Origin of the sequence: Prevotella amnii CRIS 21A-A, from assembly GCF_000177355.1 — a bacterium.
GTDB lineage: Bacteria > Bacteroidota > Bacteroidia > Bacteroidales > Bacteroidaceae > Prevotella > Prevotella amnii.
In genome coordinates this window covers 157314-182881 of the sequence record NZ_ADFQ01000086.1, presented here as the reverse complement: position 1 = coordinate 182881, position 25568 = coordinate 157314, and the positions used below count along the sequence as shown (strand labels likewise).

22 protein-coding genes are annotated in these 25568 nt (G+C 37.2%); 8 read left to right on the top strand and 14 right to left on the bottom strand.

What is annotated here, in order from left to right; all coding sequences use genetic code 11:
* Nucleotides 1–4: 4 nt before the first annotated feature.
* From HMPREF9018_RS08555 to rsmI, 5 genes are all read right to left on the bottom strand, one after another.
* Entirely contained in the window at nt 5–769 is a 765-nt protein-coding gene (locus tag HMPREF9018_RS08555; RefSeq protein WP_039864735.1) for a purine-nucleoside phosphorylase, read from the bottom strand.
* Nucleotides 690–1877 carry a tetraacyldisaccharide 4'-kinase gene (gene lpxK / locus HMPREF9018_RS08550; RefSeq protein ID WP_039864728.1) on the bottom strand — a complete coding sequence of 396 codons (1188 nt, stop codon included), beginning with the start codon at nt 1875–1877 and terminating at the stop codon, nt 690–692. Before lpxK ends, HMPREF9018_RS08555 begins: the two co-directional genes overlap by 80 nt.
* A 7-nt stretch (nt 1878–1884) precedes the next feature.
* Nucleotides 1885–3663, bottom strand: coding sequence for a signal peptide peptidase SppA (gene sppA / locus HMPREF9018_RS08545; RefSeq protein WP_008450325.1), 1779 nt, complete (start codon nt 3661–3663; stop codon nt 1885–1887).
* A gap of 224 nt (nt 3664–3887) precedes the next feature.
* Nucleotides 3888–4799, bottom strand: coding sequence for a Cbp1 family collagen-binding glycoprotein adhesin (locus HMPREF9018_RS08540; protein ID WP_039864725.1), 912 nt, complete (start codon nt 4797–4799; stop codon nt 3888–3890).
* 30 nt (nt 4800–4829) lie between these two features.
* Complete coding sequence (rsmI, locus tag HMPREF9018_RS08535) at nt 4830–5525, bottom strand: 16S rRNA (cytidine(1402)-2'-O)-methyltransferase (RefSeq protein ID WP_008450524.1); 696 nt, start codon at nt 5523–5525, stop codon at nt 4830–4832.
* A 186-nt stretch (nt 5526–5711) separates the two neighbouring features.
* On the opposite strand from rsmI, the gene HMPREF9018_RS08530 reads away from it, so the two are divergent.
* The 4 genes from HMPREF9018_RS08530 to HMPREF9018_RS08515 all read left to right on the top strand — a co-directional run bounded on the left by HMPREF9018_RS08530 (nt 5712) and on the right by HMPREF9018_RS08515 (nt 9223).
* Entirely contained in the window at nt 5712–6302 is a 591-nt protein-coding gene (locus HMPREF9018_RS08530) for a thymidine kinase (protein WP_008450415.1), read from the top strand.
* An 18-nt stretch (nt 6303–6320) separates the two neighbouring features.
* Nucleotides 6321–7403, top strand: coding sequence for an AI-2E family transporter (locus tag HMPREF9018_RS08525; protein WP_008450236.1), 1083 nt, complete (start codon nt 6321–6323; stop codon nt 7401–7403).
* A 72-nt stretch (nt 7404–7475) separates the two neighbouring features.
* A complete protein-coding gene (locus HMPREF9018_RS08520; RefSeq protein WP_019035719.1) occupies nt 7476–7691 on the top strand; it encodes a hypothetical protein in 216 nt (71 codons plus the stop codon).
* Nucleotides 7692–7693: 2 nt separating this feature from the next.
* Entirely contained in the window at nt 7694–9223 is a 1530-nt protein-coding gene (locus tag HMPREF9018_RS08515) for a RapZ C-terminal domain-containing protein (RefSeq protein ID WP_008450332.1), read from the top strand.
* Between the two features lie 236 nt (nt 9224–9459).
* Here the strand turns inward: HMPREF9018_RS08515 and HMPREF9018_RS08510 are convergent, their stop codons facing one another.
* Nucleotides 9460–10848 carry an MFS transporter gene (locus HMPREF9018_RS08510; protein WP_008450421.1) on the bottom strand — a complete coding sequence of 463 codons (1389 nt, stop codon included), beginning with the start codon at nt 10846–10848 and terminating at the stop codon, nt 9460–9462.
* Between the two features lie 228 nt (nt 10849–11076).
* Between HMPREF9018_RS08510 and HMPREF9018_RS11040 the strand changes: the two genes are divergently transcribed.
* Nucleotides 11077–11265, top strand: coding sequence for a hypothetical protein (locus HMPREF9018_RS11040; RefSeq protein ID WP_157794596.1), 189 nt, complete (start codon nt 11077–11079; stop codon nt 11263–11265).
* 322 nt (nt 11266–11587) lie between these two features.
* Here HMPREF9018_RS11040 and HMPREF9018_RS08500 read toward each other — a convergent pair whose 3' ends face one another.
* Nucleotides 11588–12796, bottom strand: a complete 1209-nt coding sequence (locus HMPREF9018_RS08500) for a bifunctional 3,4-dihydroxy-2-butanone-4-phosphate synthase/GTP cyclohydrolase II (protein ID WP_008450380.1) — start codon at nt 12794–12796, stop codon at nt 11588–11590.
* A gap of 28 nt (nt 12797–12824) precedes the next feature.
* On the bottom strand, nt 12825–14726 hold the full coding sequence (locus HMPREF9018_RS08495) for an LptF/LptG family permease (protein WP_008450456.1): 1902 nt from the start codon (nt 14724–14726) through the stop codon (nt 12825–12827).
* Nucleotides 14727–15009: 283 nt separating this feature from the next.
* On the opposite strand from HMPREF9018_RS08495, the gene HMPREF9018_RS08490 reads away from it, so the two are divergent.
* Nucleotides 15010–16974 (top strand): beta-N-acetylglucosaminidase domain-containing protein, encoded by a 1965-nt coding sequence (locus HMPREF9018_RS08490; RefSeq protein WP_008450492.1) that lies wholly within the window; start codon nt 15010–15012, stop codon nt 16972–16974.
* 149 nt (nt 16975–17123) lie between these two features.
* On the opposite strand, the gene HMPREF9018_RS08485 is transcribed toward HMPREF9018_RS08490, so the two are convergent.
* The 4 genes from HMPREF9018_RS08485 to HMPREF9018_RS08470 all read right to left on the bottom strand — a co-directional run bounded on the left by HMPREF9018_RS08485 (nt 17124) and on the right by HMPREF9018_RS08470 (nt 21647).
* Nucleotides 17124–18170, bottom strand: coding sequence for a hypothetical protein (locus HMPREF9018_RS08485; protein ID WP_008450474.1), 1047 nt, complete (start codon nt 18168–18170; stop codon nt 17124–17126).
* Nucleotides 18171–18200: 30 nt separating this feature from the next.
* The gene (locus HMPREF9018_RS08480; protein WP_231725358.1) at nt 18201–18962 is read right to left on the bottom strand and encodes a hypothetical protein; all 762 of its coding nucleotides are present in this window, start codon (nt 18960–18962) and stop codon (nt 18201–18203) included.
* Between the two features lie 27 nt (nt 18963–18989).
* Nucleotides 18990–21119: a TonB-dependent receptor gene (locus HMPREF9018_RS08475; protein WP_008450455.1), complete on the bottom strand. Its 2130-nt coding sequence runs from the start codon at nt 21117–21119 to the stop codon at nt 18990–18992.
* A gap of 198 nt (nt 21120–21317) precedes the next feature.
* Nucleotides 21318–21647 carry a hypothetical protein gene (locus tag HMPREF9018_RS08470; RefSeq protein ID WP_008450365.1) on the bottom strand — a complete coding sequence of 110 codons (330 nt, stop codon included), beginning with the start codon at nt 21645–21647 and terminating at the stop codon, nt 21318–21320.
* A 465-nt stretch (nt 21648–22112) separates the two neighbouring features.
* Here HMPREF9018_RS08470 and HMPREF9018_RS08465 point away from each other — a divergent pair, with 465 nt between their 5' ends.
* Nucleotides 22113–22541, top strand: coding sequence for a hypothetical protein (locus HMPREF9018_RS08465; RefSeq protein ID WP_019036237.1), 429 nt, complete (start codon nt 22113–22115; stop codon nt 22539–22541).
* Nucleotides 22542–22786: 245 nt separating this feature from the next.
* The gene (locus tag HMPREF9018_RS08460; protein WP_008450532.1) at nt 22787–23371 is read left to right on the top strand and encodes a GDSL-type esterase/lipase family protein; all 585 of its coding nucleotides are present in this window, start codon (nt 22787–22789) and stop codon (nt 23369–23371) included.
* A 49-nt stretch (nt 23372–23420) separates the two neighbouring features.
* Here HMPREF9018_RS08460 and HMPREF9018_RS08455 read toward each other — a convergent pair whose 3' ends face one another.
* Together HMPREF9018_RS08455 and HMPREF9018_RS08450 are read right to left on the bottom strand one after the other, a co-directional pair.
* A complete protein-coding gene (locus tag HMPREF9018_RS08455; RefSeq protein WP_008450265.1) occupies nt 23421–24521 on the bottom strand; it encodes an Mrp/NBP35 family ATP-binding protein in 1101 nt (366 codons plus the stop codon).
* Between the two features lie 61 nt (nt 24522–24582).
* The gene (locus HMPREF9018_RS08450; RefSeq protein ID WP_008450308.1) at nt 24583–25287 is read right to left on the bottom strand and encodes an HAD family hydrolase; all 705 of its coding nucleotides are present in this window, start codon (nt 25285–25287) and stop codon (nt 24583–24585) included.
* Nucleotides 25288–25568: the final 281 nt, after the last annotated feature.

Sequence of the window (25568 nt, the reverse complement as noted above, 5' to 3'; positions counted from 1 at the left end):
TCTTTTAAGAACGCTTAATAATCTCACGGAATATCTCCGTCATATTAGGCTGGGCAGCATTAGCTGCTTGCTGCACCTCCTCATGGCTTACTCTTACAGGCACATCAAAGCCCCCAAGATCCGTAATAACACTAATACCAAACACCTTTATACCACTATGGCGAGCTACAATAACTTCAGGAACGGTACTCATACCTACCGCGTCGCCACCTAAGATATGGTACATTCTATATTCAGAAGGAGTTTCAAACGTAGGGCCTTGCACACCTACATAAGTGCCATGCTTCACATCTATATGCTTTTGAGAAGCTATCTCATCGGCAAGATTTACCAAAGCCTTATCATAAGCCTCATGCATATCAGGGAAACGAGGACCTGTAGGAAAGTTTTTACCATGCAAAGGGTGCTCTGGAAAGAAATTGATATGATCAGTAATAATCATAAGATCGCCTATCTTAAAGCTCGGATTCATTCCTCCGGCTGCATTAGAAACAAATAAAGTCTTAATGCCAAGCTCATGCATAACACGCACAGGGAAAGTTACCTGCTTCATATCGTAGCCTTCATAATAATGAAACCTGCCTTGCATAGCCATAATATCCTTACCTCCCAACTTACCAAAGATAAGTTTGCCTGAATGTCCTTCTACCGTAGAAATAGGAAAGTTTGGTATATCACGATATGAAAACTCATAACTTTCTGTTATCTCTGAAGCTAATTGTCCTAAGCCCGTTCCCAGAACTATTGCTGTTTTTGGGCTTGTTGTTATTCTTTCTCTTAGCCAAGATGCTGTTTCTTGAATTTTTTCGTACATAAGATTGTATTTTTTCATTAAATAGCTCTCCCCCATTTAACATAAATTCCACTTTTATGGGTAGAGCATATATATTTTGTTTTACTTCTTCTGATAATCCCTTAAGACCTATAAGCCGAGCCTGATCCTTCTCAGTAGTAATAATACGCTTAGGAGAAGGCATAGAGGCAAATCTCTCGTTAAGACGCTCTATATCATGCGCGGTAAAATTATGATGGTCGGCAAATGCCATCACCTCTGGTTGTGCACCACGAGTATATTCCATAATATCAGCTTGAAGATGCTCCGGAGACGCTATACCCGTTAGCAATAAAATATTTTCACCCATAATATCGCTAAGAGGGACATCGCCCTTATTGTTAAAGATAGGCTTTAAGTCGCAATAAGATAATGTAGTAAAATATAAATGCTGAAAAGCCTTAAGATCCATCTTCTTAGAAAGCACACGATAATCGATAGGATTTAAAGTCTTAGGACATTTAGTTACAATAACAATATCGGCACGTATCTTAGCTTTATGTGGCTCACGCAGCCTGCCTGCAGGGAGAAGCTTGTCGTAAATGATAAACTTATGATAGTCCACTAACAGAATGTTTATGCCCGCCTTTACGTACCTATGCTGAAAAGCATCATCTAACAAAATCACATCGACATCTTTAGTAGCCTCATCGGATATTAAACGCTCTATGCCATGACAACGATTCTTATCTACTGCGACATAGATGCCATCAAATTTCATCTTCATCTGATAAGGCTCATCGCCTATATCCCTCATTAACGTGCTGTCATCTGCTATAACATAACCTCTGCTCTTTCGCTTATAACCTCGTGATAACACAGCTACCTGAATGCTATTCTTAAGCAAACCTATAAGATACTCCACATGAGGCGTCTTTCCTGCGCCACCCACAGTGATATTACCTACCGAAATAACAGGCACAGAATAGCTCTTACTCTTCAATATCTTAGCATCAAAGAGGTAATTCCTAAGCCATACCCCTATGCCGTAAAGCCAACTGAAGGGTAACAGCCAATAACTTATTTTGATATAATCGCCTTCCAAAATATTATTAATGGATATTTGGTTCGAACGGTATACGTGCTTGAATAGCACTAAACTTATTAATATTTTTAAGCATTATATAAGGTTGATAGAAATCGCCAAGCTGCGCCTTTACCTTATCATCGAGATAACTACCTACTATATCTTCATCGAATATCTGTTCTACCCAAGACAAAGGCTCTGGATAGTCCTGCGTATAATAATCGCGTATCTTAGCAAGATTAGCAGCCTTTGATATTGCTACATCTAATCCTCCCAAATAGTCTACAAGCCCTATCGTCTTAGCATACTCTCCTGTATACACATGTCCTTGAGCTATCTTGTTTATCTGCTGGAAAGATAACTTTCTTCCTTCTGCCACACGATTACAAAAGAGCTTATATCCACGACCTACATACTGACTAAGCAAGCGCATCTCCTCTATGGTAAAAGGACGAGATATCGTACCAAAAGCTGCATGCTTATTAGTAGAAACTTCATCAAACTTTACACCTAACTTTTCTCTTAACAGTCCGCTAAAGTCGGGGAACATTCCAAAAATACCTATAGAACCTGTTAAGGTAGTAGGATCAGCCACTATAAGGTTAGCCGGAGCCGATAGATAATAAGCACCACTGGCTGCCATACCTCCCATACTAACCACTACAGGCTTCTTTTTCTTTAGCTCCATTATATAATGCCATATCTGTTCCGAGGCATAAGCCGATCCTCCTCCAGAATTAACACGAATAACAACAGCTTTTACATCATCGTCGGCAGCTATTTTAGCCAAATCCTTACATACTTTCTGCGCATCTATAACGCTCCCTCGTGCCATCGGATTTGACACAGTACCATCTACTATATCACCTGCCATATAGTAAACGGCTATCTCTTCTTTATCGTTTATGCTTTTTACATCTTCATCTTCTATCAAGGTTTCTAAAGAAGTCTGCTGCAAATCGTCTTCCACTCCCATCTTCTTCTTTACAAGCTGCTTTATCTGATCTGAATAAAGCAAACCATCTACCAGCTTCATACGTTTATAATCGGTAGGAGCTGCAAAGGTAATAGCACTATCGGCATAATTGTTAAGCTGTTCTACTGTAAGATTACGGCTCTGTGCTACCTCTTTCACAACATTACCCCATATACCTGATATATAGGCTTTAGTTTGCTCGCGGTTAGCTTCGCTCATCTTATCCTCTGTAAACATTTCAGTAGCACTCTTATACTTACCTACTTTTGCTACATGCATCTTAACACCAAACTTAGCCATTGCATCTTTTAAAAATAAAGGCTGGGCAGCTAATCCGTGCCAGTCTATCATTCCCTGTGGGTTAAGATACACCTTTGTAGCTGCTGATGCAAGATAATAAGACTGCTGTGTATAACTATCGGCATAGGCTATCACCCATTTACCACTTCCCTTCTGAAAGTCTAGCAAAGCCTTACGAGCTTCCTGTAACGTAGCATAAGAATCTGCTTGAAACAAACCTGCCTCTAAATACACACCCTTTATTTTCTTATCTTCCTTTGCTATCTTTAACCCTTTTACAAAAGTATTCAAACTTATAGACTTTATAGCATTACCCATAAACTTATCTAAAGGATTATCCTCTTGCTGGTTATCAGCCATCTGACCTGTCAGATTTATTGTTAAGACAGAATTATCAGCAACCGACTCTTTATGGCTACTCCCGATAATCATTAACAATATACTACCAATAAAAAAAGCTATCGCTACAAAGCCTGCCACAAAAATACCTACAACAGTAGAAAATACGTTGATGAAAAATGTTTTCATACGTTTACACAATTTTATATATATAATACCTCCCTGCAAAGATAGAAAAAAAAATGAATATAAAAAAATACTACGTTTTTATATATCACAAAAACACTTATATACAAAAAAGAGTACCCCCACTATCTTTTATATATAAGGGATACTCTTTTATATATTACAGAAAACTATATTTTTTTTATATAACCTTCCTTAAAATTTTAATTTAACGACATCGCTTTATTTTATTTTACTTGAACTACAAGATACTTACTTGTGCTCCAGAAAAGCTGTGGATCAGTAACACGAAGCATATACTGACCATTACTGTCTGTAGTAAGCGTATAACTACCATTAGGGTGAACGGTAAGCAGACGAACACTCTTACTATAGAATTTTACCTCCTTAGTTACACGAATATCTATCTTTGTAAAGTAGTTCTTGTTAAAGTTGCCTTTAAGAACCTGACCACCAGCAAGGATTCCCTGCGACTTAAGCTCACGCTTTGTTCCAAACACATACCATGCCGTGTTAAGTTGCTTATCCTGAGTGTTTATTGTCTCTGTCTTCTTGCTGCTCTCTACCTGAAGGTTTTCCTTATCGGTCTGCAAAGCATGCTTTTCGTTTGTAAGGTTTTCCTTATCGGTTTTAAGATTGCTTACATCGGTATTCAATCCCGTAATAGCATCATCAAGCTCTTTTATATGAATATTCTTAGATTCTAATTCTGAACGTAGCTGACGAAGCTCTGCATCTTTAAGCTGCAATTGTGCAGTAAGCTGAGATAACATCTTCTTCATAGCCTCGCCCTTAAAGCCTGTTGAACGCAACTGCTCCTCAAGACGCTTTATGAGATCTCTATTCTCTTTCATACGTTGCTGAATAAACTGCACATTCTCCTTTATCTGTGAAGCTTTATCAGCACGCTCGCCATCTTTAGCTATCGTTACACGATGCTCAGCAGCATTAATATCTGCAAACCCTTGCTGAATCTCATTCATAGTATTCATCATATCGTTAATCTCACTATCACGAGCATCAATAATAGAACGCAAAGAATCATTCTGCAACGCCATAGGATTAGCCGACTTCTTTCCCTGATTACAAGATGTTAGAGCTATCACTCCACAAATTGCCATTAAAAACAACTTTTTCATAATTATAATGATTTATATTACTATTTTTTTTTATTTTTTGTTACTCTGCTTTATCTTTTCTTTCCCTGCCACAACAATGACAAATTCGCCACGAGGCTCTATGGTCTTAAAATGGTCTATAAGCTCTGAAAGCGTACCTCTAAGAGTCTCTTCATGCAGCTTAGATATCTCACGAGAACAACTCGCTTTGCGATCAGCCCCAAACACCTCAGCAAACTGTTCCAATGCCTTAACCACACGATAAGGCGACTCATAAAAAACCATTGTGCGAGGCTCTTCTTTCAAACTTTCCAACATCGTCTTACGCCCCTTCTTCTGTGGGAGAAAACCCTCGAAAGCAAACCTATCACAGGGCAAACCACTCGATACCAAGGCTGGAACAAATGCTGTAGCACCGGGCAAAGCCTCTACAGTAATGCCATTAGCAGCTGCCTCACGTGCTAAGAAAAAGCCCGGATCGCTAATACCCGGAGTACCTGCATCAGAGATGCAAGCTATCTTCTGTCCTGCCTTAAGCCTACTTACTAAGCCTGAAGTAGTGCCATGCTCATTATATTTATGATGAGCCATAAGCCGATTCTTTATCTCAAAATGCTTTAAAAGCACACCCGAAGTACGAGTATCCTCGCACAAGATAAGATCTACCTCCTTTAAGATACGAATAGCTCTAAAGGTAATATCCTCCATGTTTCCAACAGGTGTTGGCACTAAATACAATATCCCCATATTGTGCGCAAATGTAAATTAATAAAAGAGAAAGACAAAAGAAATTATATTTTTTTACAACTATGTTATTTTAATTCACACCTTTTTTTATATATTTGCAATAAGAAAAATAGGATAACTTATTTGTAATTTTGTCCCTACTTTAATAGTAAAATAGCTATCTTTGCAGTATATAAAATAAAAGCAATGGATAATATTAACGGAGAAAAACGCCATCAAGGTCGTATAGAAGTAATATGTGGTAGTATGTTTTCGGGTAAGACGGAAGAGCTTATTCGACGAATGAAACGAGCAAAGTTTGCCAAACAAAGGGTAGAAATATTTAAGCCCGCTATAGATGTACGCTATTCTGAAGAAGAAGTAGTAAGCCACGACCACAACTCTATACTCTCTACGCCTATAGGCTCATCTGAAAGCATTCTCCTTTTAGCCTCAGACATAGACGTTGTGGGCATTGATGAAGCACAGTTTTTTGACCAAGGCCTTGTCGAAGTATGCAACACGCTTGCAAAAAACGGTATGCGTGTCATAATAGCAGGGCTGGATATGGACTATAAAGGTGTGCCTTTCGGGCCTATACCTGCCCTATGTGCAATAGCCGACGATGTTACTAAAGTGCATGCTATATGTGTAAAATGTGGTGCGTTAGCTTATCTTAGTCATCGGCTTGTAGCTAATGAGCACCGTGTTCTGCTTGGAGAGCAAGGCGAATACGAGCCTCTTTGCCGCGATTGCTACAACAAAGCAATACTTGCAGACGAGTCTATAAAGAAATAACCACCACATTAAAAGCTTATGTTACACACTATTTCATTAGATAAATTTCTACGCTGGACGGTCATTACACTGATTCTTGCAGCTGTGTTTTTTACGCTTAAAGCCCTCTCTGAAGTGCTTTTGCCCTTTTTCATTGCTTGGCTTTTGGCTTATCTGCTTTATCCCGTAGTAAAGTTTATACAATATAAGATGCATGTAACATCGCGCGCTATAAGCATCATTCTTACCTTTATCCTTATAATAGCCATCATCGCAGGTATCGTCTTTATCATTGTGCCGCCTTTCATAAGTGAGATGGAAAAGCTCGAAGTGCTGGCAAATAAATACATACAAAGCAACACCCATTCTAACAACATTGCAGCCATGCTTAAGCAATGGTTTACCACTCATAGATTTGAGATAAACCATTTCTTAAAAAGTCGCGACTTTACAGATGCCATCAAAACTGCCATGCCACAGGTTTTCGCCCTATTGGGGCAAACTGCCAACGTGGTGTTTTCGGTAATTGCCTCATTTATCACCTTATTATATATGTTCTTCATCTTACTCGATTATGAGTCGTTAGGAGAGAACTTCTTTAAAATGATACCACGAAAGTGGCGCTCTTTCTCTCGAGTGTTGGCATCTGATGTAGAAAAAGCACTCAATAGCTATATTCGTGGGCAAGGCATGGTAGCTCTATGTATGGCTATCATGTTTTGTATAGGTTTTTCTATTATCGACTTCCCCATGGCCATAGGCTTAGGAATACTCATAGGCATACTCGACCTCGTACCTTATCTACACGCCCTGGCACTTATCCCCACTGCTATCTTAGCACTTATGAAAGCTGCCGATACTGGTCACAACTTCTGGATGATATTCGGAGGAGCTTTGCTCGTTTTTATTATAGTGCAGATTATAACAGATATGATAATAACACCTAAGATAATGGGAAAAGCTATGGGCTTAAACCCTGCCATGCTGCTACTATCACTATCCATCTGGGGAGCACTACTGGGATTTATAGGGCTAATCATTGCCTTACCACTTACCACCATCATCATTGCTTACTGGAAAAGATATGTTACAAAAGATGAAGAAGTAATAAAAAACAAGTGATGAAAACTCACAGAATAATATTTTAAAATAAATAATAACAGCACAAACTAAAATTATAACCTTTGCCACATTATGAAAGCAAAAATCAATTGGAAACATTTCTTAGTACTTTTCATCGTAATAGGTGGGCTATATTACATCACACGCTCCATATTGCTAACCTGTGCTATCATGGTTATTCTCCTGCTTATAGACGGACTACTTATGCAATACGAACACCGTAAACGAGGAGAAAAAGAAATTAAAGATATTACAAAAAAGCTAAACGACGCTGAAAAGGATTCTTGAAAATGGACAAACTAATAGCTCTATATGAAAAATATTTAGGATATACACCCCTAAACACTCAGAAGATACCACTATCAGGTAGCAATAGAAGCTACTACCGCTTTACTGATAAAGAGGGAAAAACTATAATAGGTGTAAAAGGAGTAAGCAAGGAAGAAAACCATGCTTTCATATATCTTGCTAAACACTTTTATACAAAACAGATACCTGTACCAAAGGTATTAGCAGTGAGCGATGATGAGTTATATTACCTACAAAGCGATCTTGGGCAATTATCTCTATACGATGCCTTAAAAGGAGGTCGTGAGGCTAACGGTAAATACAATCTTAAAGAAATAGAACTTTTAAAAAAAACTATACGCACACTGCCCAACATACAGATAAACGGGGCACATGGGCTTGATTTTAGCAACTGCTATCCACAGCCTGAGTTCGATAAAGAAAGCGTACTCTTTGATCTTAACTACTTTAAATACTGCTTCCTAAAGTCTACAGGCTTAGATTTTCATGAATTAAAGCTTGAAGCTAACTTTCAGATGCTTGCCAAAGACCTTACCGCAGAACCCATGCAAGCCTTCTTATATCGTGATTTCCAAGCACGAAACGTAATGTTAGACCATAACGGGAACCCCTTTTTTATAGATTTCCAAGGAGGGCGAAAAGGTCCTTACTACTACGATTTGGCGTCTTTTCTATGGCAGGCAAGCGCAAAATATCCCTTTAAATTGCGCCGACAACTTATAGCAGAATACTATGAAAGCCTAAAACAATACACCGAAGTGCCCTCGGTAAGACATTTCGTAAGTCGCCTTTCGCTCTTCATACTATTTCGCACATTACAGGTATTAGGAGCCTACGGCTTTAGAGGATACTTCGAGCATAAACAGTATTTCATCAATTCCATACCATACGCTATACAAAACCTACGCGATATGATTAACACTGAAGGATTACATTTCCCTTACCCACACCTTATGGATATACTTAAAAGGCTCATTAACCTGCCACAGTTTAGCCCTAAGGACGAAACTTCAACTAAAGAAAAAGACCTTTTAAGCCTTTTACATATAGATAAATCGGGAAATACCTCCGATAATATCCAGCAGGATAAAGATAAAAGCAAACTGGTAGTTAAAGTGTTTAGCTTCTCTTTTAAGAAAGGAATACCTGACGATGATAGTGGAAACGGAGGAGGCTACGTCTTTGATTGTCGCAGCACCCACAACCCCGGACGCTACCCTCTTTATAAAAACCTTAACGGACTAACAGAGCCAGTAATACGATTCCTTGAAGATGATGGTGAGATACTAAACTTCCTAAAACCTGTTTACGCCCTTGCCGATCATCACGTAAAACGCTATATAGAACGTAACTTTACCCATCTTATGTTTTGCTTTGGCTGCACTGGTGGACAACATCGCTCTGTATATAGCGCACAACATTTAGCCGAACATATTCATAACAAATTTAACATAGAGGTGCATATCATTCACCGAGAGCAAGGCATTAAACAGATACTATTACCTAAATAAGCTGATGCAATAAAGCTACATTCTTTTTCCTTTCTAAGCTCTATGATATCACCTTGTTTAGCCTATACTGTTTAAAGTATATCATATACCAAAGAAAAAGCATTTTTTATAATATGTAAAGCTCACAAATAAAAAACAAATAATCCTTATATATTCTTTAAAAGAGAAACATATAAGGGTTATTTGTTATAATATTAAAGCCTCTTAATGTAAGATGCCTACAAAATAAAGATTTATTATTTGTTTAAATTTTTAGCCAGATACTGTTCTTCATGGTATGTTAAAGCCATAAAGACAATGGAAAGAATACAAGCTATGAGAAGCAGTATAAAGGTTATATCCCAACCCCAGTCTTTAGCAACATAGCCTATAACGATATTAGCAAGTAATGCTGTACCAAGCACATAGCCCATAAAGCCTGTTAAGCCTGCTGCAGTACCTGATACGTTCTTAGGAGCTAAGTCGAGCGCCTGAACACCTATTAACATCACAGGACCATAGATAAAGAAACCTATAGCTATTAAGCAGCCTATTACTACATTAAGATTGTCGAGGAATTGCCAATAAATAACAATAGCAATAGCCACTAACACCATAAATAATATAGTAGGTAGAGCACGACGCCCTTTAAACACTTTATCCGATAGCCAGCCACAGATTATTGTTCCGGGAATAGCTGCCATTTCGTAAGCAAAATAAGCCCAACCTGCACTTTTTATGTTAATACCCTTTTCGGTAAGAATGGCAGGAGCCCAGTCTAAACAGCCATAACGCACCATATAAACGAAAGCGTTAGCAAAGGCAATATACCATAAAAACTTATTTGAAAGCACAGTACGGAAAATCTCTTTAGTAGAAAGCACTTCCTCCGACTTTTCACTATACCCCTTTGAAGCCTCGCCAGACCACTTTTCTATAGAAGGCAAAGCGCACGACTGCGGTGTATCGCGTATCAAACAGTAAGCTATGATAGCTATAATTCCAGCTACTGCTGCAGGGAAAGCGTAAGTACCTATAAGGAAATAACGATCTTTGTCGGCTCCATAAAATAATGAGCCAAACCATACAGCACCATATACTGCCATAGGACCTACCAAAGCACCACCTACGTTATGGGCACAATTCCAAAAAGACATCCATGTTCCACGCTCCTTAATAGAAAACCAGTGGGTCATAACCCTACCACACGGAGGCCAGCCCATACCATTAAACCAACCAACGAGGAAGTTAAGTGCTGCCATTAAGATTATAGCCAGCGACTTATGCTCAGCACCCAAACACTGCACAGGCACTATCATAAACAGCATAGCTACAGCAGCAAGTATTAACCCCAAAGGTAAGAATGTACGAGCATTGCTCCTATCGGAAATACTTGCCATGATAAATTTTGAAAAACCATAAGCTATAGCATTCATTGATAAAACAATACCAAGCTCATCTTTTCCAAAACCTAACCCATCTAACATAGGAATGGCCATAGAAAAGTTCTTACGAACTATATAAAAGCCTGCATATCCTATGAATATACCAATAAATACTTGCCACCGCAATGAGCGATAACGTGAGTCGGCTTCAACTCCTGTTTGAGCCTCCTTATACTTAGGAGGATTTAAGAATTTCCACATAACTTTTTAAATTGTTTATTTTGTTGTTATTTTAAAATGTTAGTTTATAGATTTTATCTAAATTTAGGTTTCTAAAAAGATTTTATCCACCTCTTATATTAAAAAGTGGGCGTCCTTTTAAGCGTCTCTGATACATCTTATAGAACTCAGAGGCAAAGATAAACAATTATTTTATATAACAAAAGAAAAAAGCCATATTTTACATTAAAAATTTTACTTTGCGAAGAAGTGGCGTTTCCTATAAGGTTAGAAACGGACTTTTTTGGCTTCGATACGAAAAGACGCTTAACCTTCACTATAGCTACAAAAACGGCAGAAACAGGTATCTTTACATGGAAGGAATATACCTGCCTTACATTATATATAAACAAAAGAAAAAGAATATTATTATTCAGTATTGCTATTGCTACATGGTAATAAGATACCAAAGCACATCTATATATAAATAAGAGGTAAACATTTTGCAAGGAGAAAGAATCGAATAAAAAGAAAAAATAAATTATTTTTGATATAAAAATAGATTAAAAATGCAGTAAAATTAATTTATTTTTATTTCCCGCCTATAATGTTTTTCTTTATAAAAGTAGGCTTTCTGTGGCTTTTAGGGTGAGCTATACTCGTATGATTATAAGGCTATAGTATGGCTTTTATAAGGCAACAAGTATACTATATAAAGCAGCGTAGCCTCTAAAAAAGAGGCTACGCTTATTATAACAATTAAAAAGCTTTATAACATTGTTTACAAATGAAGATTATGCCCCATACGTGTTTGCTTCGTTTTTAGGTAACGATAGTCGTACTTGTTAGGGGTAATCTCAATAGGAACGTTTTCGGTTATTTCCAGTCCGTATGCTTCTAAGCCCACTCTTTTGGTGGGATTGTTAGTTATTAACCTCATTTTGTGTACGCCAAGGTGTCGGAGCATCTCTGCGCCGCTACCATATTCTCTCTCATCTGGTCGAAATCCGAGGTGTATATTAGCATCAACGGTGTCTAAGCCTTGTTCTTGCAGTTTGTAGGCAGCTATCTTATTCATAAGTCCGATGCCACGTCCTTCTTGCTGCATATATATCAGTACTCCCTTGCCTTCTTCCTCTATCATCTTCATAGCCTTGTGCAACTGTTCGCCGCAATCGCACCGACAGCTTCCAAGTATATCTCCCGTAGCGCATGAAGAGTGTACTCGCACCAATATGCTTTCATCTTCTTTCCACTCTCCTTTTACTAAAGCCATGTGTTCTATGCCATTGTTTTTTTGTTGGAAAGGAATGAGCTGAAAGTTTCCATACATGGTGGGTAGTTCTACCTTTTCGCCCACTTTGATACCAGCTTCTCTGTCTAAGCGATAGGCAATAAGGTCTTTAATGCTAATAATCTTCATTCCCCACTCTTTGGCTTTCACCTGCAAATCGGGCATTCGTGCCATAGTGCCGTCTTCGTTCATTATCTCCATTAACACTCCTGCAGGGTAACAGCCGGCTAAGCGGCATAGGTCTACAGCTGCTTCTGTATGTCCTGAGCGCTGCAACACACCATTCTCTTGTGCGTAAAGAGGGTTTATGTGCCCCGGACGTCCAAAGGTTTCGGGCTTTGAAGTGGGGTCGGCAAGAGCTTTTATGGTTTCGGCTCTATCGTGAGCAGATACTCCCGTAGAGCAGCCTTCAAGTTTGTCTACAGTAACCGTGAAAGGAGTTTCCAGCATAGAGGTGTTGTTAGGTACCTGATGTGGCAGCTCCAGTTCTGTAGCTCTTACTTTAGTGATAGGTACGCATAGCACTCCACGCGCATTTTTAAGCATGAAATTCACCTTTTCAGGAGTTATAAACTCCGCTGGCATTATTAAGTCGCCTTCGTTTTCACGATCTTCATCGTCTACAACGATAATGAATTTACCTTTTTTAAAGTCTTGTAGTGCATCTTCAATGCTATCTAATTTAAAGTTTTCCATATAGTTACTATTTATAATTCATTTTTCTTTAACTTCTGCTTTTCTGTATTCTTTCTATGATATTATTATTAACTTTTGTTATTTCTTTTAGGTTTCTGTATAAGCGAAATCTGAAACGCCACATTCTTAAGTAAAAGAATATGCCCAGAGGTATTATGAGTGCTGAAACAATGTTCAGCCATTTTTTCTCAAATGGGCGTGTGTGTGCCTTAGTAGCAATGATAGGATACTTGTTTAGTTCGCTTAGTATAAAGCGATCTTTAGTATTACTCAAATCGTCTATAATATCTTCCAAAAGTGCGTTTAGCTGTTCTATCTTATGGTCGGCATGATATTTAAAGAACACTTTTATAGGATTAGGAGGCGATGTGAGCCGCTTATCCTTGTGGTATCTTGCAATATCTTCATTAATCTGCTTAAGTGTCAGAGCATCTTTATGATAATCAGGATCAGAGATAAGCACTTCTTTTCTTAATATGTTTCGCTTCATTCTAATGCCCAAGATGCGTTTTAAGGTGTTCTTATATAAGTCGGCATTAAAGAACATAGAATCGTTATTAGCCTTATATGTAAAGAACAAAGCCATAGGTATCAGTACTGCCGGCGAGAGTCCTTTACCAAACCATATAGCCCAAGCACCTTGCTGAGACATCTTATACCCTGTATTATCTAAGATATAGAATATTATAAAAACTATAACACTTACTATAATAGGCAGCCCGAGCCCTCCTTTACGTATAATAGCCCCAAGCGGAGCACCTATGAAAAAGAAGATAAGACAGGTCAGGGCAAGTGTAAACTTGTTAATCTCCTCTATAGTATGCTGCCTTATTATCTTATCAGCATCACTGGTTATCATGCTTTTAAACTCCAGTTCTCCCACTTCTTGCTGAACGTTAGCCAGAGCCATATCCACTACTGTTCGCCGTTTATCGGTGGGCAGATGAGCAAAAAGGGAATCGATATTAAAATGTTTAGAACTTTCTATCCTTCTAACCTTTTCCTGTTGCGCCGTTTTTAGTATAGGGTGTGGATAATATGCCTTCTGCATATCTTTATAATATGCTTTTCCTACGCTGTCATATACTTGTATTAGAGAGTCTTTATCGTGTTGTATCTTGGCTAAACTCTTTGTACGTGCATCGTTAGAGAGGCCAGCAACCTCAGTAAGACTAAAGTCGCCATTGAAGTCTATAACTATCTTTTTATGCGCAAAAGTTTCTCTACGATATGGCACGCTTGAGCTGTTTCCTATCTCTTGGTCGCGCATATTTTCAAACCACTCTCCATTCCATAGGTTAAGAACGAGGTGTTTTTTCTCTGCTGTAGACTGAAGCATACCCGAATCGGCAAGTATTATAGCCTGATCTTCGTAGCTATCGGTCATACGATACACCATTATATTATATAAATGGCCTGTTTTAAGATTTTTTTTCTCAACATAGAGGTTAGTTTGTGGAATGCCACTATAAAACACTCCTTCCGGTATTTCCAGCTCTGGACTCTTTTGCTTCATAGATATAATAAGCTGATAGAGATGCTTCTGCGCTACAGGAGCAATATTATTCTGGAAATAAAACGATAATAGTGTTATAAGAATGGTTATGCCTATTAACCCTCTAAAAGACTGAAACAAAGATATTCCTGCCGCCTTTATGGCTGTTAGCTCCGAACTTTCGCCAAGGTTACCATAAGTCATCAGCGACGATAGCAACACAGCAAGCGGAAGAGCCTGTGGCACCATCATTAAAGCCATGTAACCAAAAAACTGTGCAAGCACATCTATGGTAAGCCCTTTACCTATAAGGTCGTCTACAAAACGCCATAAAAACTGCATCATCAGTACAAAAAGACTGATGAAGAAAGTGCCTACAAAGAGTAAACCAAACTGCTTGGCAATGAATATATCTAATTTTTTGAAGCGTAACATTTATTAATGCACCGATGCATTGATATTTTATATTAGGTGCAAAAGTACATAAAAAAAGGGAGAACTTTGCTTTTTTACTTTTTATTCTTACCAATACCTTTCAAAAGGATATACTTTTTTTTGATAGTGAAAAGACTTATTCCTTATTAACATTCTGATGTATTATCAAAAAAAGTTATACCTTTGTAGGGGAATATACATTTTATATATATAAAGATGTATAACACTAATATCACTTTTTTCTATTATAGCAAATAATATAAACCTAAATATAAAAGCTAAAATGTGTGTTAAAAAAACTGTAGCATGTATGTTTTTCTTTGCTACTTCGTTGTTAATAGCAGCGCAAAACGTGTATACTATTTATCCTGTACCTCACAGCCAACAGCTCTTAGGAACAAGGGCTTCTTTTACAAAGGTGGTAAATGTAGTAGCAGATGCTTCTATAGATAATGTTACTGTGGGGCGTATTAAAGAGCTATTAGCATCTAAAGGGCTAAGCGTACGGCTTGGTAAGGAAGCTAAGAATGGTCTTTCAAACGTCTTTCTTGGTGTGGCTCACAGCAATGGTGTAGCTAACAAGATAGCAAAAAAATGGCATATAACGCCAGATGTGATTGATAAAAAGGGTAAGTTTGATAAGCACTTGCTTTATCTTACCTCTCAAAAAGGTAGGGCTAACGTGCTTATACTTGGCGAGAACACCGATGCTACCTTTTATGGTATAGCGTCTCTTGAGCAGATATTAGATAATGGCACGCAAAACTTAGCTTGTGTAAAGATAGACGATTATGCTGACATACAATATCGTGGCGTTATAGAAGGCTATTATGGTGTGCCTTATACTGCCGAAACTACAAAAGACCTTTTCCGCTTTATGGCACGTTATAAGATGAATAGCTATATGTATGGTGCAAAGAGCGATCCTTATCATTCGCAAAAGTGGGAAGACCCTTACCCCGACTCTATTACTTCTGAGCAAAAAGCTATAGGCTATCTGTCTGCCCCTATGCTGCGTGATATTACCAAGACAGCCCATAATAATAAGGTGAACTTTATTTGGGCTATTCACCCTGGTAGTGCTTTCACCCAGAACAAGGACAACAATGTTATAGGCAGGATAATGAATAAGTTTGAGAAGATGTATCAGCTTGGCGTGCGCCAGTTTGGCATTTTTGTAGATGATATTGGCGTACCTTTAGATAGTATTAGTCTTTCACTGAACGCAAAAAGGCTCACAGAAGCTCAGCAGGCTGTGGAAGCTATGTGGAACAAAACATATAAATCGGCTGCCGACACGGTAAAACCTATCAACTTTGTGCCGCAGCTATACGCTTATTCATGGTTTAACGACACCGTGCGACATAACTTTTTCAAGGCTTTAAGCCACACCCCGAAACAGGTTGTGGTATATATTACTGGGGCTAAGATATGGAGTGTACCTAATTCGCACGACTTATCTGTAGTATCAAAGAGCTTTGGGCGTTCTTTAGCATGGTGGTGGAACTATCCATGTAATGATAACGATATGAGCAAACTTTTCGTTAGCGATACTTATACTAACTTTGCCGACGAACGTTGGATAGACAACAACGCAAGGTTAGAAGCTACTTTAAATGGTGCAAGTGCATTAATCTCTAACCCCATGCAGCAAGGAACAGCCTCTAAGATAGCCCTTTTCGGCTTAGGCGACTATGCTTGGAACCATAAAGGGTTTGATAATGAGAAGAGCTACAGGGCAGCCTTGTGTGCCGTAGTAGGTAAACAGCGTGCTAAGGCTTTTTGTCATGTGTCAAAATATCTGCGTTATTATGACGACAACCCTCTAAAAGACCTTATTGCCGCGTATAAGAAAGATGGGAAAGCTACAGCTTTAAAAGCTGAAATGGAGCTTTTGATAAACGAATGTAACACCTTTGAGGTGATGAAGCGTTCTGCTAACAAGCCAGATAGCTTGCTTTATGCCGACATTAAGCCTTGGATAGAAAAGGTGAGCGATATGGCTTTTCTTATACATGAGATGCTTACAGCTATAGACGCAAAAAGAGAAGGTAAGCCTTTTGCTGCTTTCTATCAAAACAAGCTCTTATCGCTTGCTGCCGATTTAGACGACAACGGCAAATATAAGTTTAGCATTCTTGATGGTATGGGTGATGATATAAAGCTAAGTCGTATATTGGCAGAGCCTTCACAAAAGGTTATGCGCCCATTTATAACTTTCTTAGCAAAACAATTGCAAGGAGAATAATTCTTTATACTTTATGCTTTTATATGTAAGCCACGAAGTAAATCAGGTTTACCTCGTGGCTTCTTCTTACTTTCTTCTTACATTATTGCGTTAGAAAAAAGTACCTTTCTTGTTTTCTTTAATATGTTATACCTTAAAGAAAGGTTTACTTAAAACCAGTATGTACCAGCCTCTGGGTTAGCATCACCTTTTAGTTGGTAATATAAGTTTTCTATTATCTCTTTGTAACTAAGCCCAAGATTGTTTTGTATAGTTTTTATTAATCGCTGCGTCTTTGGCTCTAAAGTTTCTATTTTGGGTAAAGATCCGTCTTCGCCCATTTCCACATCTCCAGAATATTCTTCTCCCCAACAAGCATAAACCATCACAGGTATATAGAATGTAGGGTACCACAAGTTATCTTCTTTCTGCTCTTTCGTTGGAGTCCATGATGCTACCTGCTTATAGTTATGTGTGTGTTCGTTTATATGGTCGTTAGTAATAAAGTCTACCTTCTTGTAAGTTATATCCTTTTTTCCTTTCGCTTCCATCAGCTTAACGGCAAGTTTGAAGGTTTGTCGACTATATCCAAAGGTCATATATCCCTTAAATCCCATTGGGTTTTTTAGTCCGTTATATTTTGCATTATCATCGTGCATGGTCTTTCCAAACGGTGTAGGATCAATATAATCATATCTAAAGAAGTCGTTATTATTAGGATTATCTATATTTTTATCAAAATCGTTTAAAGGTTTTACATCTTCTGGCACAAAGAAGTGTTGTAACTTGTCTTCTTTCCCGTTAGCAACCATTTCTGCTGTAATATCTTTTCCATTAGCATCAAAATAGTGTATATCTAAAGCATAAGCCCTTGCACCCTCAGTGTTAAAACTACTGTTAGAGCTAAAGGCATAAAGATATTTTGGATTGTTTTTATCGGCTACCCACTGGTTGTTTTCTAATCTGAACTTAAAAGTAGGCTTTGGCGTTATAAACGTAGTGCCTGCCATTCTGGCGTTTTCATGAAAACCTGTATAACCATGTAGATGTCCGTAAACTATCTTAACCTCTACGCTTGCAGGTATAGGTCCTGAGAGGTGCTGTCCTTCTGTCTTCTTGCTATTATCTACAGGCATTTCGCTGCTGCATGCTATAAACGATACCACTATAAGGACTACGATGGTAAGGGAGAGTAATATGTTAAAAGTTTTTTTCATTGTTGATATGTTTTTAATTGTTATTTTTCTTTACTTAATCTCTATAGGTAATATAGCCTGAAAGTCCCACAGGGCGTTAGTAATCTGACCATTTGAGGGGATATAAAAATCGGACGCTTTATGGTTTTTATCAAATTTGCTCATATTTCCAGAGTGCATTAAAGATATTTTTAAATCAAATTTCCTTCCTGCTTCCTTAAAGATAACAAACCCTTTAAATCCCATTGGGTTTTCTTTCCCTATAAATTTTCCTTTGTAATCATCTGCATAGACATAATCGAAAGGCAACTTGCTTTTATCCTTTTCACGAATAGATATATTATTTTTATCTGTTTTAAATAGTTGAAAGAAATGTTGATGTATTTTATCTTGGTCGTTTTCAAAGAACTGATCGTTCATAAGCTGATGGTCTTTATTATAATAATCTATCTTTAACATGTATACCGTCCTTGAATCTTTAGTGTTGTTTTTTACTACAAACTTATCACTACCCTTAGAAGTATCTATATGAAACCCCTGACTTTTCTTATCATGATTATTATCTACTGTATAATAGATAACCTGCGTATTGTTAGTAAGTATTACATCTTCTGGCAAGAGATTAGCAGAAAAGCTCTTCCCCTCTTTGAGCTTACCTTCTATGAGTGTAAACACAGAAGAGAAAGGATCTTCATGATGCTTGTTGTCAATTTCGTTTTCAGGCTGAGCAGGATCGCTGCTACAACTTGCTATCATTATGCTACTTAATATGAGTAAGCTACTCAGTAATGTTGTAAATGTTAATCTTTTCATTGTTTATAAAAGTATTAATAGTTATTATTAAAATTTCCAGCCCATTGTTATACTGATGTTTCTTCCGAGATCGTGCGAATAATAACGTGCTCGGTTAGTATATTCTTTATACTCTTTATTAAAGACATTCTCGCCTATTACGCTAAGAGATAAAGTGTTATGAGCATCTATAGTCCATGACACTCCAGCTTCAAAACCAAAAAGATTATATGCCTCAGGAGCTGTGTTTATGAGGTCGGTACTTGGGTCGAACCTATACTGCCGTGCTACAAAGTTGTGGTTAAGAGCTATCCATGGTGCCCATTGCCTTATAGGTTTAGGTGTATAAGTAATGCTATGACTAAAGCGAAAAGAGGGTATATATGGTAGGTAGTTGCCTGTACTCTGCTCGTTAGCCCATATCATAGAGGTCATAAAATGGTAGTCTATAGAGTTTATAGGTAATATATGTAAATCGAAGTCCATACCACGAAAGAAGGCATTAGTCTGCATATATTTAAATATAGGGTATGTGCCTGATATTACAGTGATATTTTCATGTGCAGGTCTGTCGTACATATAGTTTCTTATCCATTGTAGATAAGCATCAAGGCGTAGCTTAATATAAATACTTTTATATTGCACTGACGTAACCCACTTATAGCTATTTTCAGAGCTAAGAGTAGAGTCGCCAATGATATATCTACCCGATCCAAGTTCGTTACCATTGCTATAAAGCTCGTAAACGTGTGGTGCGCGCCATGCAGCTCCGAAATTAGAATAAACTGTTAATAGCCTGTTTACTTTATATTGTGTACCTATGTTATAAGTAAAATTAGAGAAAGAGCGATGTCCACCATAATAATGTCCAGTCCAATCGTATCCTGCTGCCTTAGTATCCTGCTTGTCGTATCTTGCTCCAAGCTCCACATTCCATTTGTTTTTATTATATTTTTGAATAGCATATATACCTAAAGTGTTTTCTGTATAGTTAGGTATAATAGGTACTACACCTGTGCCGCGTTCGTTTTTGTGATTAGTATAACAATGTTGTATTCCCATTTCTGACTGCCATTCATCATACCTTTTATGCCAACGTATTTTGTTTTGCAGTGATTGTAAATGCAAACTTACCGCAGGTATTTCAGAAAGATTCTCTCTACGTATTCTGTTTTCTTTACGATCATCTTTCTGAAAAGAAGATAACCAGCTAAAGTCTCCTATACCGTTAGCAGCGTAATACATCTTAAAAGTTACATTGTTATGTACCACATGCTGAAAAGGATATGTTATATGTCTGGTAAAAGGCGTAAAGACGACAGGCTTTCCGAGCGAGATACGTTCTGCAAGAAGGGAGGCTTCTCCCATCTGTGCATTAAAGAGCACACCCAGCTTAAGGTCGTATCTCGTAAAGAAGGTTTCCATACGTAGGCTTTTATGCTTAAATCCTAATGCTCCGGAGAAATTAAGCTCACGCGTCCCAGTGTTGTTAAGTATATACTTTGCAGAGTGTTGGTCGCCACTATTACTATATGTAGCTTGCACTCTCCATGCTAAATCATTAAGAAAAGGCGCAGAACCCTCTGCCCTACCTACTACCTGATAGCGTTTACCATTATCGCCATACATAGTAAGCAGCTTACCCTTTACATGCCTCTTACCATAAGGCAACATAGCTTGCTGCATAACAATAACTCCGCCAAGAGCTTCCGATCCATATCTCACCGCTTCTGCACCTTTAACAACCTCTATCTTATCGCTACTGTTTTTATCTACCTCAGGAGCATGATCGTCGCCCCATTGTTGTCCCGTTTGGCGCGCACCGTTTACTATCATAAGCAAGCGGTTTCCATACATTCCATGCACCACAGGCTTTGATATCGTTGTACCCGTTCGTATGGCACTTACACCACTAATACGCTCAAGCATAGTAGCAAGCGACTGACCTAAAGAACGATCTATCGTAGTTTTATCTATCTGGCTGCTAATGGCGTTTACACTAACAAGTTTTCTTTCTCCACTTACAGTTATCCCTCCCAAGCTATATGTTTTAGACTGAACAGAGTCTGTCTGCACACCTGCATGTTGCGGTTTTTGCGCATAGCTCTTAATAGAAGGAATCAAACTAAAGTTAGTAATACAAAAAAAAGTAAAACTAACATAGGCTTTTTTATTCATTCCTACACTATAAAATTTTTAAAAAATATATTAAACAACTTGGCACAACACTTCTTCTTAAAGCAACAACGTTAGTATAAACACAGATTATTAATAAACACACCTTTGTATATATAATATCCTATTTTATATACAAACGACATAAAAACATTGTGCCTAATAAAAAGAAACAAGCGTCTAAGCAAATCTTAGACAAGACTAAAAAGTGGGTGGAGAATGAGCATTAACAGAACTAACAGGACGCCAAACAGTAATTTCTTTTATTTCATAATGTGCTATAAGAATACCTACAAGAATAGGAGTAAAGATAATATTCTTTACTGATTCTGACTTTAGCCATATAAAATGACAGATAGAACAATAAGGCTTTATATCTGTGTCCTGATATACCTTTTGAGTTTTAGATGTTTGTGAGATGTTTTGGTAAAGGTGTAGGTCAAGACTTTTGCTTATATGAGATGCTGTGAACACTAATAACAGTATCCACGCATAAAACAAGCTATAACTCCTTTTCTTTACTAAACTCATCTTGCTGCTATATAGATTTTACAAATCTAATAATATCTATTGACAAAAGTATTATTTTTCATGCATTATCACGTATATAACATCTATTATTTAGCTAATATTAAGATTTCACCTGCTATAATAATAATGTATATATGCCTTTATATGCTGTGATAAAACATTAAAGACATTGATGCAAAACGCTTAAAAAGAAAGGTGTTTTACCTACTATATGTTTTGGTGTTTATAAATCTTTCATTTCTATAATAAAATGTTTTTTCAAAGCTATCGCACATGATCTGTGTTAAGAATTACAAAGAAAACTGCTGTTTGTAAACAAGTTATGAATATTTTTGATTGTATTTTTATACCTTTGCATCAATAACATGAAGCGGAGGTACGGTGGTAACTCTTTCTCACATAGGAACGTACTGTGTAATTATACCCTTTTAAAGGGTTTTAATTCAGATGCTTCGAAAGTATTTAATGATGAGATTTTTAAAAGTAATTGTATTCAGTTTATTAATTAATTTGTTTTCTGTAAGTGTTAATGCTGAAGAAAAAGTAAATGGTAATGAGTTTAATTGGAAACCAGTAATAGACGCCATTATTCATTTAGAGAGTAGAGGAAAAGCAAAAGCTGTTAATGGGCAATATGCCGGAGTATTACAAATATCTCCTGTTCTTGTAAAAGAGTGTAATAACATTTTGCAAGCAAGAGGTAGCAAAAAGCGTTATACCCTGTCCGATCGCTTCAATGTTCAAAAATCAAAAGAGATGTTTTTGGTTATTCAGTCATTTCATAACCCTTTGAACAATATAGAGAAAGGCATTCGTATTTGGGCTGGAGGCATAAGATACAGCATTGCCAAAACTCAAAAATATGTGCAAAAAGTTTTTGCTGTTATGAAATAATGCAGGTTTTTAAATAAACTCAAGATTCATAAATTTGTATTTTTTCTGGCTTATTCTTTTTAAAAAAAAAAGAGTAAGCCAGTTTTTTTTATTACCATTATTATTTACCTTTGCATAAATAATAAATAAAGATGAAATTGTTTTATCGTATAATAATAGCATTATATATTACGTTTTTTCCCTGCTTACAAGTGATAAGAGCTCAAGAACAAGCTTTTAGCAGTTCTACGCATTATGCAAAGAGAATGGAGACTTTTCTAAAAGAAGGCAAATTGCCTACAGGCAAAGTGATAATGTTTGGTGATAGCCATCTGGAATATGGAGGCGATTGGAATCGTTTTTTCCACACCGACCACCTTATTATAAACAGAGGTATTGTTGGAGATGATGCCATAGGAATGTATCATAGGCTGTCAATGGTCATTAAAGCTAAGCCTCGTGCGGTGTTCTTTAGCTGTGGCACGAACGATTTAAGCCATAATTTACCCATAGACAAGGTGTTTTGTAACATTGTCAAGACTATCGAAAGATTACACAATGGAAGCCCTCATACACAAATTTTTGTTTGTAGCCTGTTTCCTCTTTGTCCTTCTAAAGGTGTGTGGAAACTGCTATCAGGTAAAGAAAAGATGATAAAAGAATTAAACAAAAAGTTAGAGCAATATTGCTTTCAGCACAGATATACATTTATCGACCTCTATAAAAAGCTGCTTTTATCTATAAACTCAGAATATATGAACCCTATCTTTTCCATAGATGGACTACACCTTTCTAAAGAAGGTTATAATGTTTGGGTAGATGAAATAAAAAAATATATCGTTACAAAGTAATGCTAATCTAAAAGTATTAGCCTAAACAGCTGTTTAGGCTAATATGCTTTTATGAGTTTGTCTTAACTATCTTTGTTGGTGCCTGAGAAGCATTGCGCCGATTAACTACAGTCACTATAGCCTGTGCTAAGTTAATAAAAGCCTGCCCTATCATAGTGTTTAGATTTGTTACAATAGGTTCGCCTTTATCTCCACCCTCACGAATACTTTGTACAATAGGTATTTGAGCCAACAGTGGAGTATTCATTTCCTTAGCAAGATTTTTACAACCATCTTTGCCAAAGATATAATATTTGTTCTCAGGAAGCTCCTTTGGTGTAAACCACGCCATATTTTCCACTAAGCCAAGTATAGGGATATTCACCTTATCATTTTGATACATATCTATTCCTTTACGAGCATCTGCCAACGCTACTTCCTGTGGTGTAGATACTATTACAGCACCTGTGATAGCAAGAGTTTGCATTAACGTAAGATGAATATCACTTGTGCCTGGAGGAGTGTCAAGAATAAAATAATCTAACTCCCCCCAGTCAGCATCAGCTATTAACTGTTTCAGCGCAGAAGTAGCCATACCACCTCTCCATAGGGTTGCTGTCTTAGGATTTACGAAGAAACCTATCGATAGCAACTTTACTCCATACTTTTCTATAGGCTCTATAAGATCCCTATTATCCTTCTTTACTGCAGTAGGGCGAGCATCTTCTACACCAAACATTTTTGGCATACTTGGACCAAAGATGTCAGTATCTAATATACCTACCTTATAACCAAGCTTGGCAAGTGCTATTGCTAAGTTGGCTGATACTGTGCTTTTACCTACTCCGCCTTTCCCTGAACTAACAGCTATAATATTTTTTACATTAGGAAGAAGCTTACCTACTTCGGGACGTGGGGCAGTCTTAAATTCGGTATCAATTGTTACCTCTACTTCCTTCCCTACAGAATAGTGTATTTGTGCTTCTGCAGCCTTAATAGTAGATTTTAGGAAAGGGTCCGTCTCGCGTGGGAAAACAAGTGTAAATTTCACCTTATTCCCTGCTATACTCGGCGTGTCTGCAAGCATACCGCTTGCTATTATGTTAGTTTTAGTCCCTGGATATATTACTTTTTCCAGAGCATCTATTATGAGTTTTGGATATAATGTCATAACGTTCACTTTTTTTATCTATATAAATATTTAGCTAAAATCATGCCAGATAACAATAATCTTATAAAAGAAAACGAGTTAGATCAGAAAAACTTTTCAATACTAACAGGTTATCGTGTGGAAATTCTTTCACCACCTCATGTTTCCAAACCGTATGAAAAGGTATGTGAATAGCACTCCCACCTAATTTTAAAACAGGTTTTATGTCCGACTTAAAAGAGTTGCCTATCATGAGAAGTTCTTCCATCTTTACTCCAAAACTATGACAAAGGTTATTATACTCCTCATGGGTCTTATCTTCTACCACTATAAAGCTATCAAAAAAACATGAAAGCCCCGATCTTAAATATTTGTTTTTTTGATCGAGCAGCTCCCCCTTTGTAAATACTATTAGGGGTATTTTACTATTGCTCCTAAGCTGCTTTAGCGTTTCTTTCACCCCTTTTAAAGGCTCTCCTAAAGATGTTAATAGCGTGTCAGACAATTCTAATATACGCATAACATCTTCCCCCTTTATCTTTTTATCTGTTATATTTACTGCGTTTTCTATTAATGATAAAATAAAAGCTTTACAGCCATACCCTAATAAAGGCATGTTTTTAGTTTCAGTAGCAAATAAAGTCAATGACGCTTCTTCAGGAGTAATGCCGTATTGTTCTAATATCTTTATATAACTCTTTTCAGCCTCATCATAAAAGCTTTGACAGTCCCATAACGTATCATCTGCATCAAAAGCTATTAGCCTTATCTTTTTTATATCAAACATAACTTTTATTTTTATTGCAAAGATACTGCTAAGTAACCTATAATACAAAAATAACACTTCCAATTATAAGAAAGAAATAGGTGCTTACACTATTTTCCTGAATATATCACCTTCTTTTATCTTGCCCCTTGTCTAAGCATTACCGTTGCTTCTGCTGCTGAAATGCTAATATTTACCACACTGCTTTCAAGGTAAAAGGAAAGAGGTGAGAAAGAAAAATAAATTATTTTTAGAGCAAAAATAGATTAAAAATGAATTAAAAATAGGTTATTTTTGCTTTC

What these genes read in the sequence shown, in the direction of transcription:
- HMPREF9018_RS08475 (WP_008450455.1), bottom strand. Translation starts at nt 21,119, where the DNA reads ATGAATAAAAAAGCCTATGTTAGTTTTACTTTTTTTTGTATTACTAAC.
- HMPREF9018_RS08480 (WP_231725358.1), bottom strand. Translation starts at nt 18,962, where the DNA reads ATGAAAAGATTAACATTTACAACATTACTGAGTAGCTTACTCATATTA.
- HMPREF9018_RS08455 (WP_008450265.1), bottom strand. Translation starts at nt 24,521, where the DNA reads ATGACATTATATCCAAAACTCATAATAGATGCTCTGGAAAAAGTAATA.
- HMPREF9018_RS08485 (WP_008450474.1), bottom strand. Translation starts at nt 18,170, where the DNA reads ATGAAAAAAACTTTTAACATATTACTCTCCCTTACCATCGTAGTCCTT.
- HMPREF9018_RS08500 (WP_008450380.1), bottom strand. Translation starts at nt 12,796, where the DNA reads ATGGAAAACTTTAAATTAGATAGCATTGAAGATGCACTACAAGACTTT.
- HMPREF9018_RS08530 (WP_008450415.1), top strand. Translation starts at nt 5,712, where the DNA reads ATGGATAATATTAACGGAGAAAAACGCCATCAAGGTCGTATAGAAGTA.
- rsmI (WP_008450524.1), bottom strand. Translation starts at nt 5,525, where the DNA reads ATGGGGATATTGTATTTAGTGCCAACACCTGTTGGAAACATGGAGGAT.
- HMPREF9018_RS08495 (WP_008450456.1), bottom strand. Translation starts at nt 14,726, where the DNA reads ATGTTACGCTTCAAAAAATTAGATATATTCATTGCCAAGCAGTTTGGT.
- HMPREF9018_RS08525 (WP_008450236.1), top strand. Translation starts at nt 6,321, where the DNA reads ATGTTACACACTATTTCATTAGATAAATTTCTACGCTGGACGGTCATT.
- HMPREF9018_RS08470 (WP_008450365.1), bottom strand. Translation starts at nt 21,647, where the DNA reads ATGAGTTTAGTAAAGAAAAGGAGTTATAGCTTGTTTTATGCGTGGATA.
- sppA (WP_008450325.1), bottom strand. Translation starts at nt 3,663, where the DNA reads ATGAAAACATTTTTCATCAACGTATTTTCTACTGTTGTAGGTATTTTT.
- HMPREF9018_RS08540 (WP_039864725.1), bottom strand. Translation starts at nt 4,799, where the DNA reads ATGAAAAAGTTGTTTTTAATGGCAATTTGTGGAGTGATAGCTCTAACA.
- HMPREF9018_RS08450 (WP_008450308.1), bottom strand. Translation starts at nt 25,287, where the DNA reads ATGTTTGATATAAAAAAGATAAGGCTAATAGCTTTTGATGCAGATGAT.
- HMPREF9018_RS08460 (WP_008450532.1), top strand. Translation starts at nt 22,787, where the DNA reads ATGGAGACTTTTCTAAAAGAAGGCAAATTGCCTACAGGCAAAGTGATA.
- HMPREF9018_RS08515 (WP_008450332.1), top strand. Translation starts at nt 7,694, where the DNA reads ATGGACAAACTAATAGCTCTATATGAAAAATATTTAGGATATACACCC.
- HMPREF9018_RS08520 (WP_019035719.1), top strand. Translation starts at nt 7,476, where the DNA reads ATGAAAGCAAAAATCAATTGGAAACATTTCTTAGTACTTTTCATCGTA.
- HMPREF9018_RS08465 (WP_019036237.1), top strand. Translation starts at nt 22,113, where the DNA reads ATGATGAGATTTTTAAAAGTAATTGTATTCAGTTTATTAATTAATTTG.
- HMPREF9018_RS08490 (WP_008450492.1), top strand. Translation starts at nt 15,010, where the DNA reads ATGTGTGTTAAAAAAACTGTAGCATGTATGTTTTTCTTTGCTACTTCG.
- HMPREF9018_RS08510 (WP_008450421.1), bottom strand. Translation starts at nt 10,848, where the DNA reads ATGTGGAAATTCTTAAATCCTCCTAAGTATAAGGAGGCTCAAACAGGA.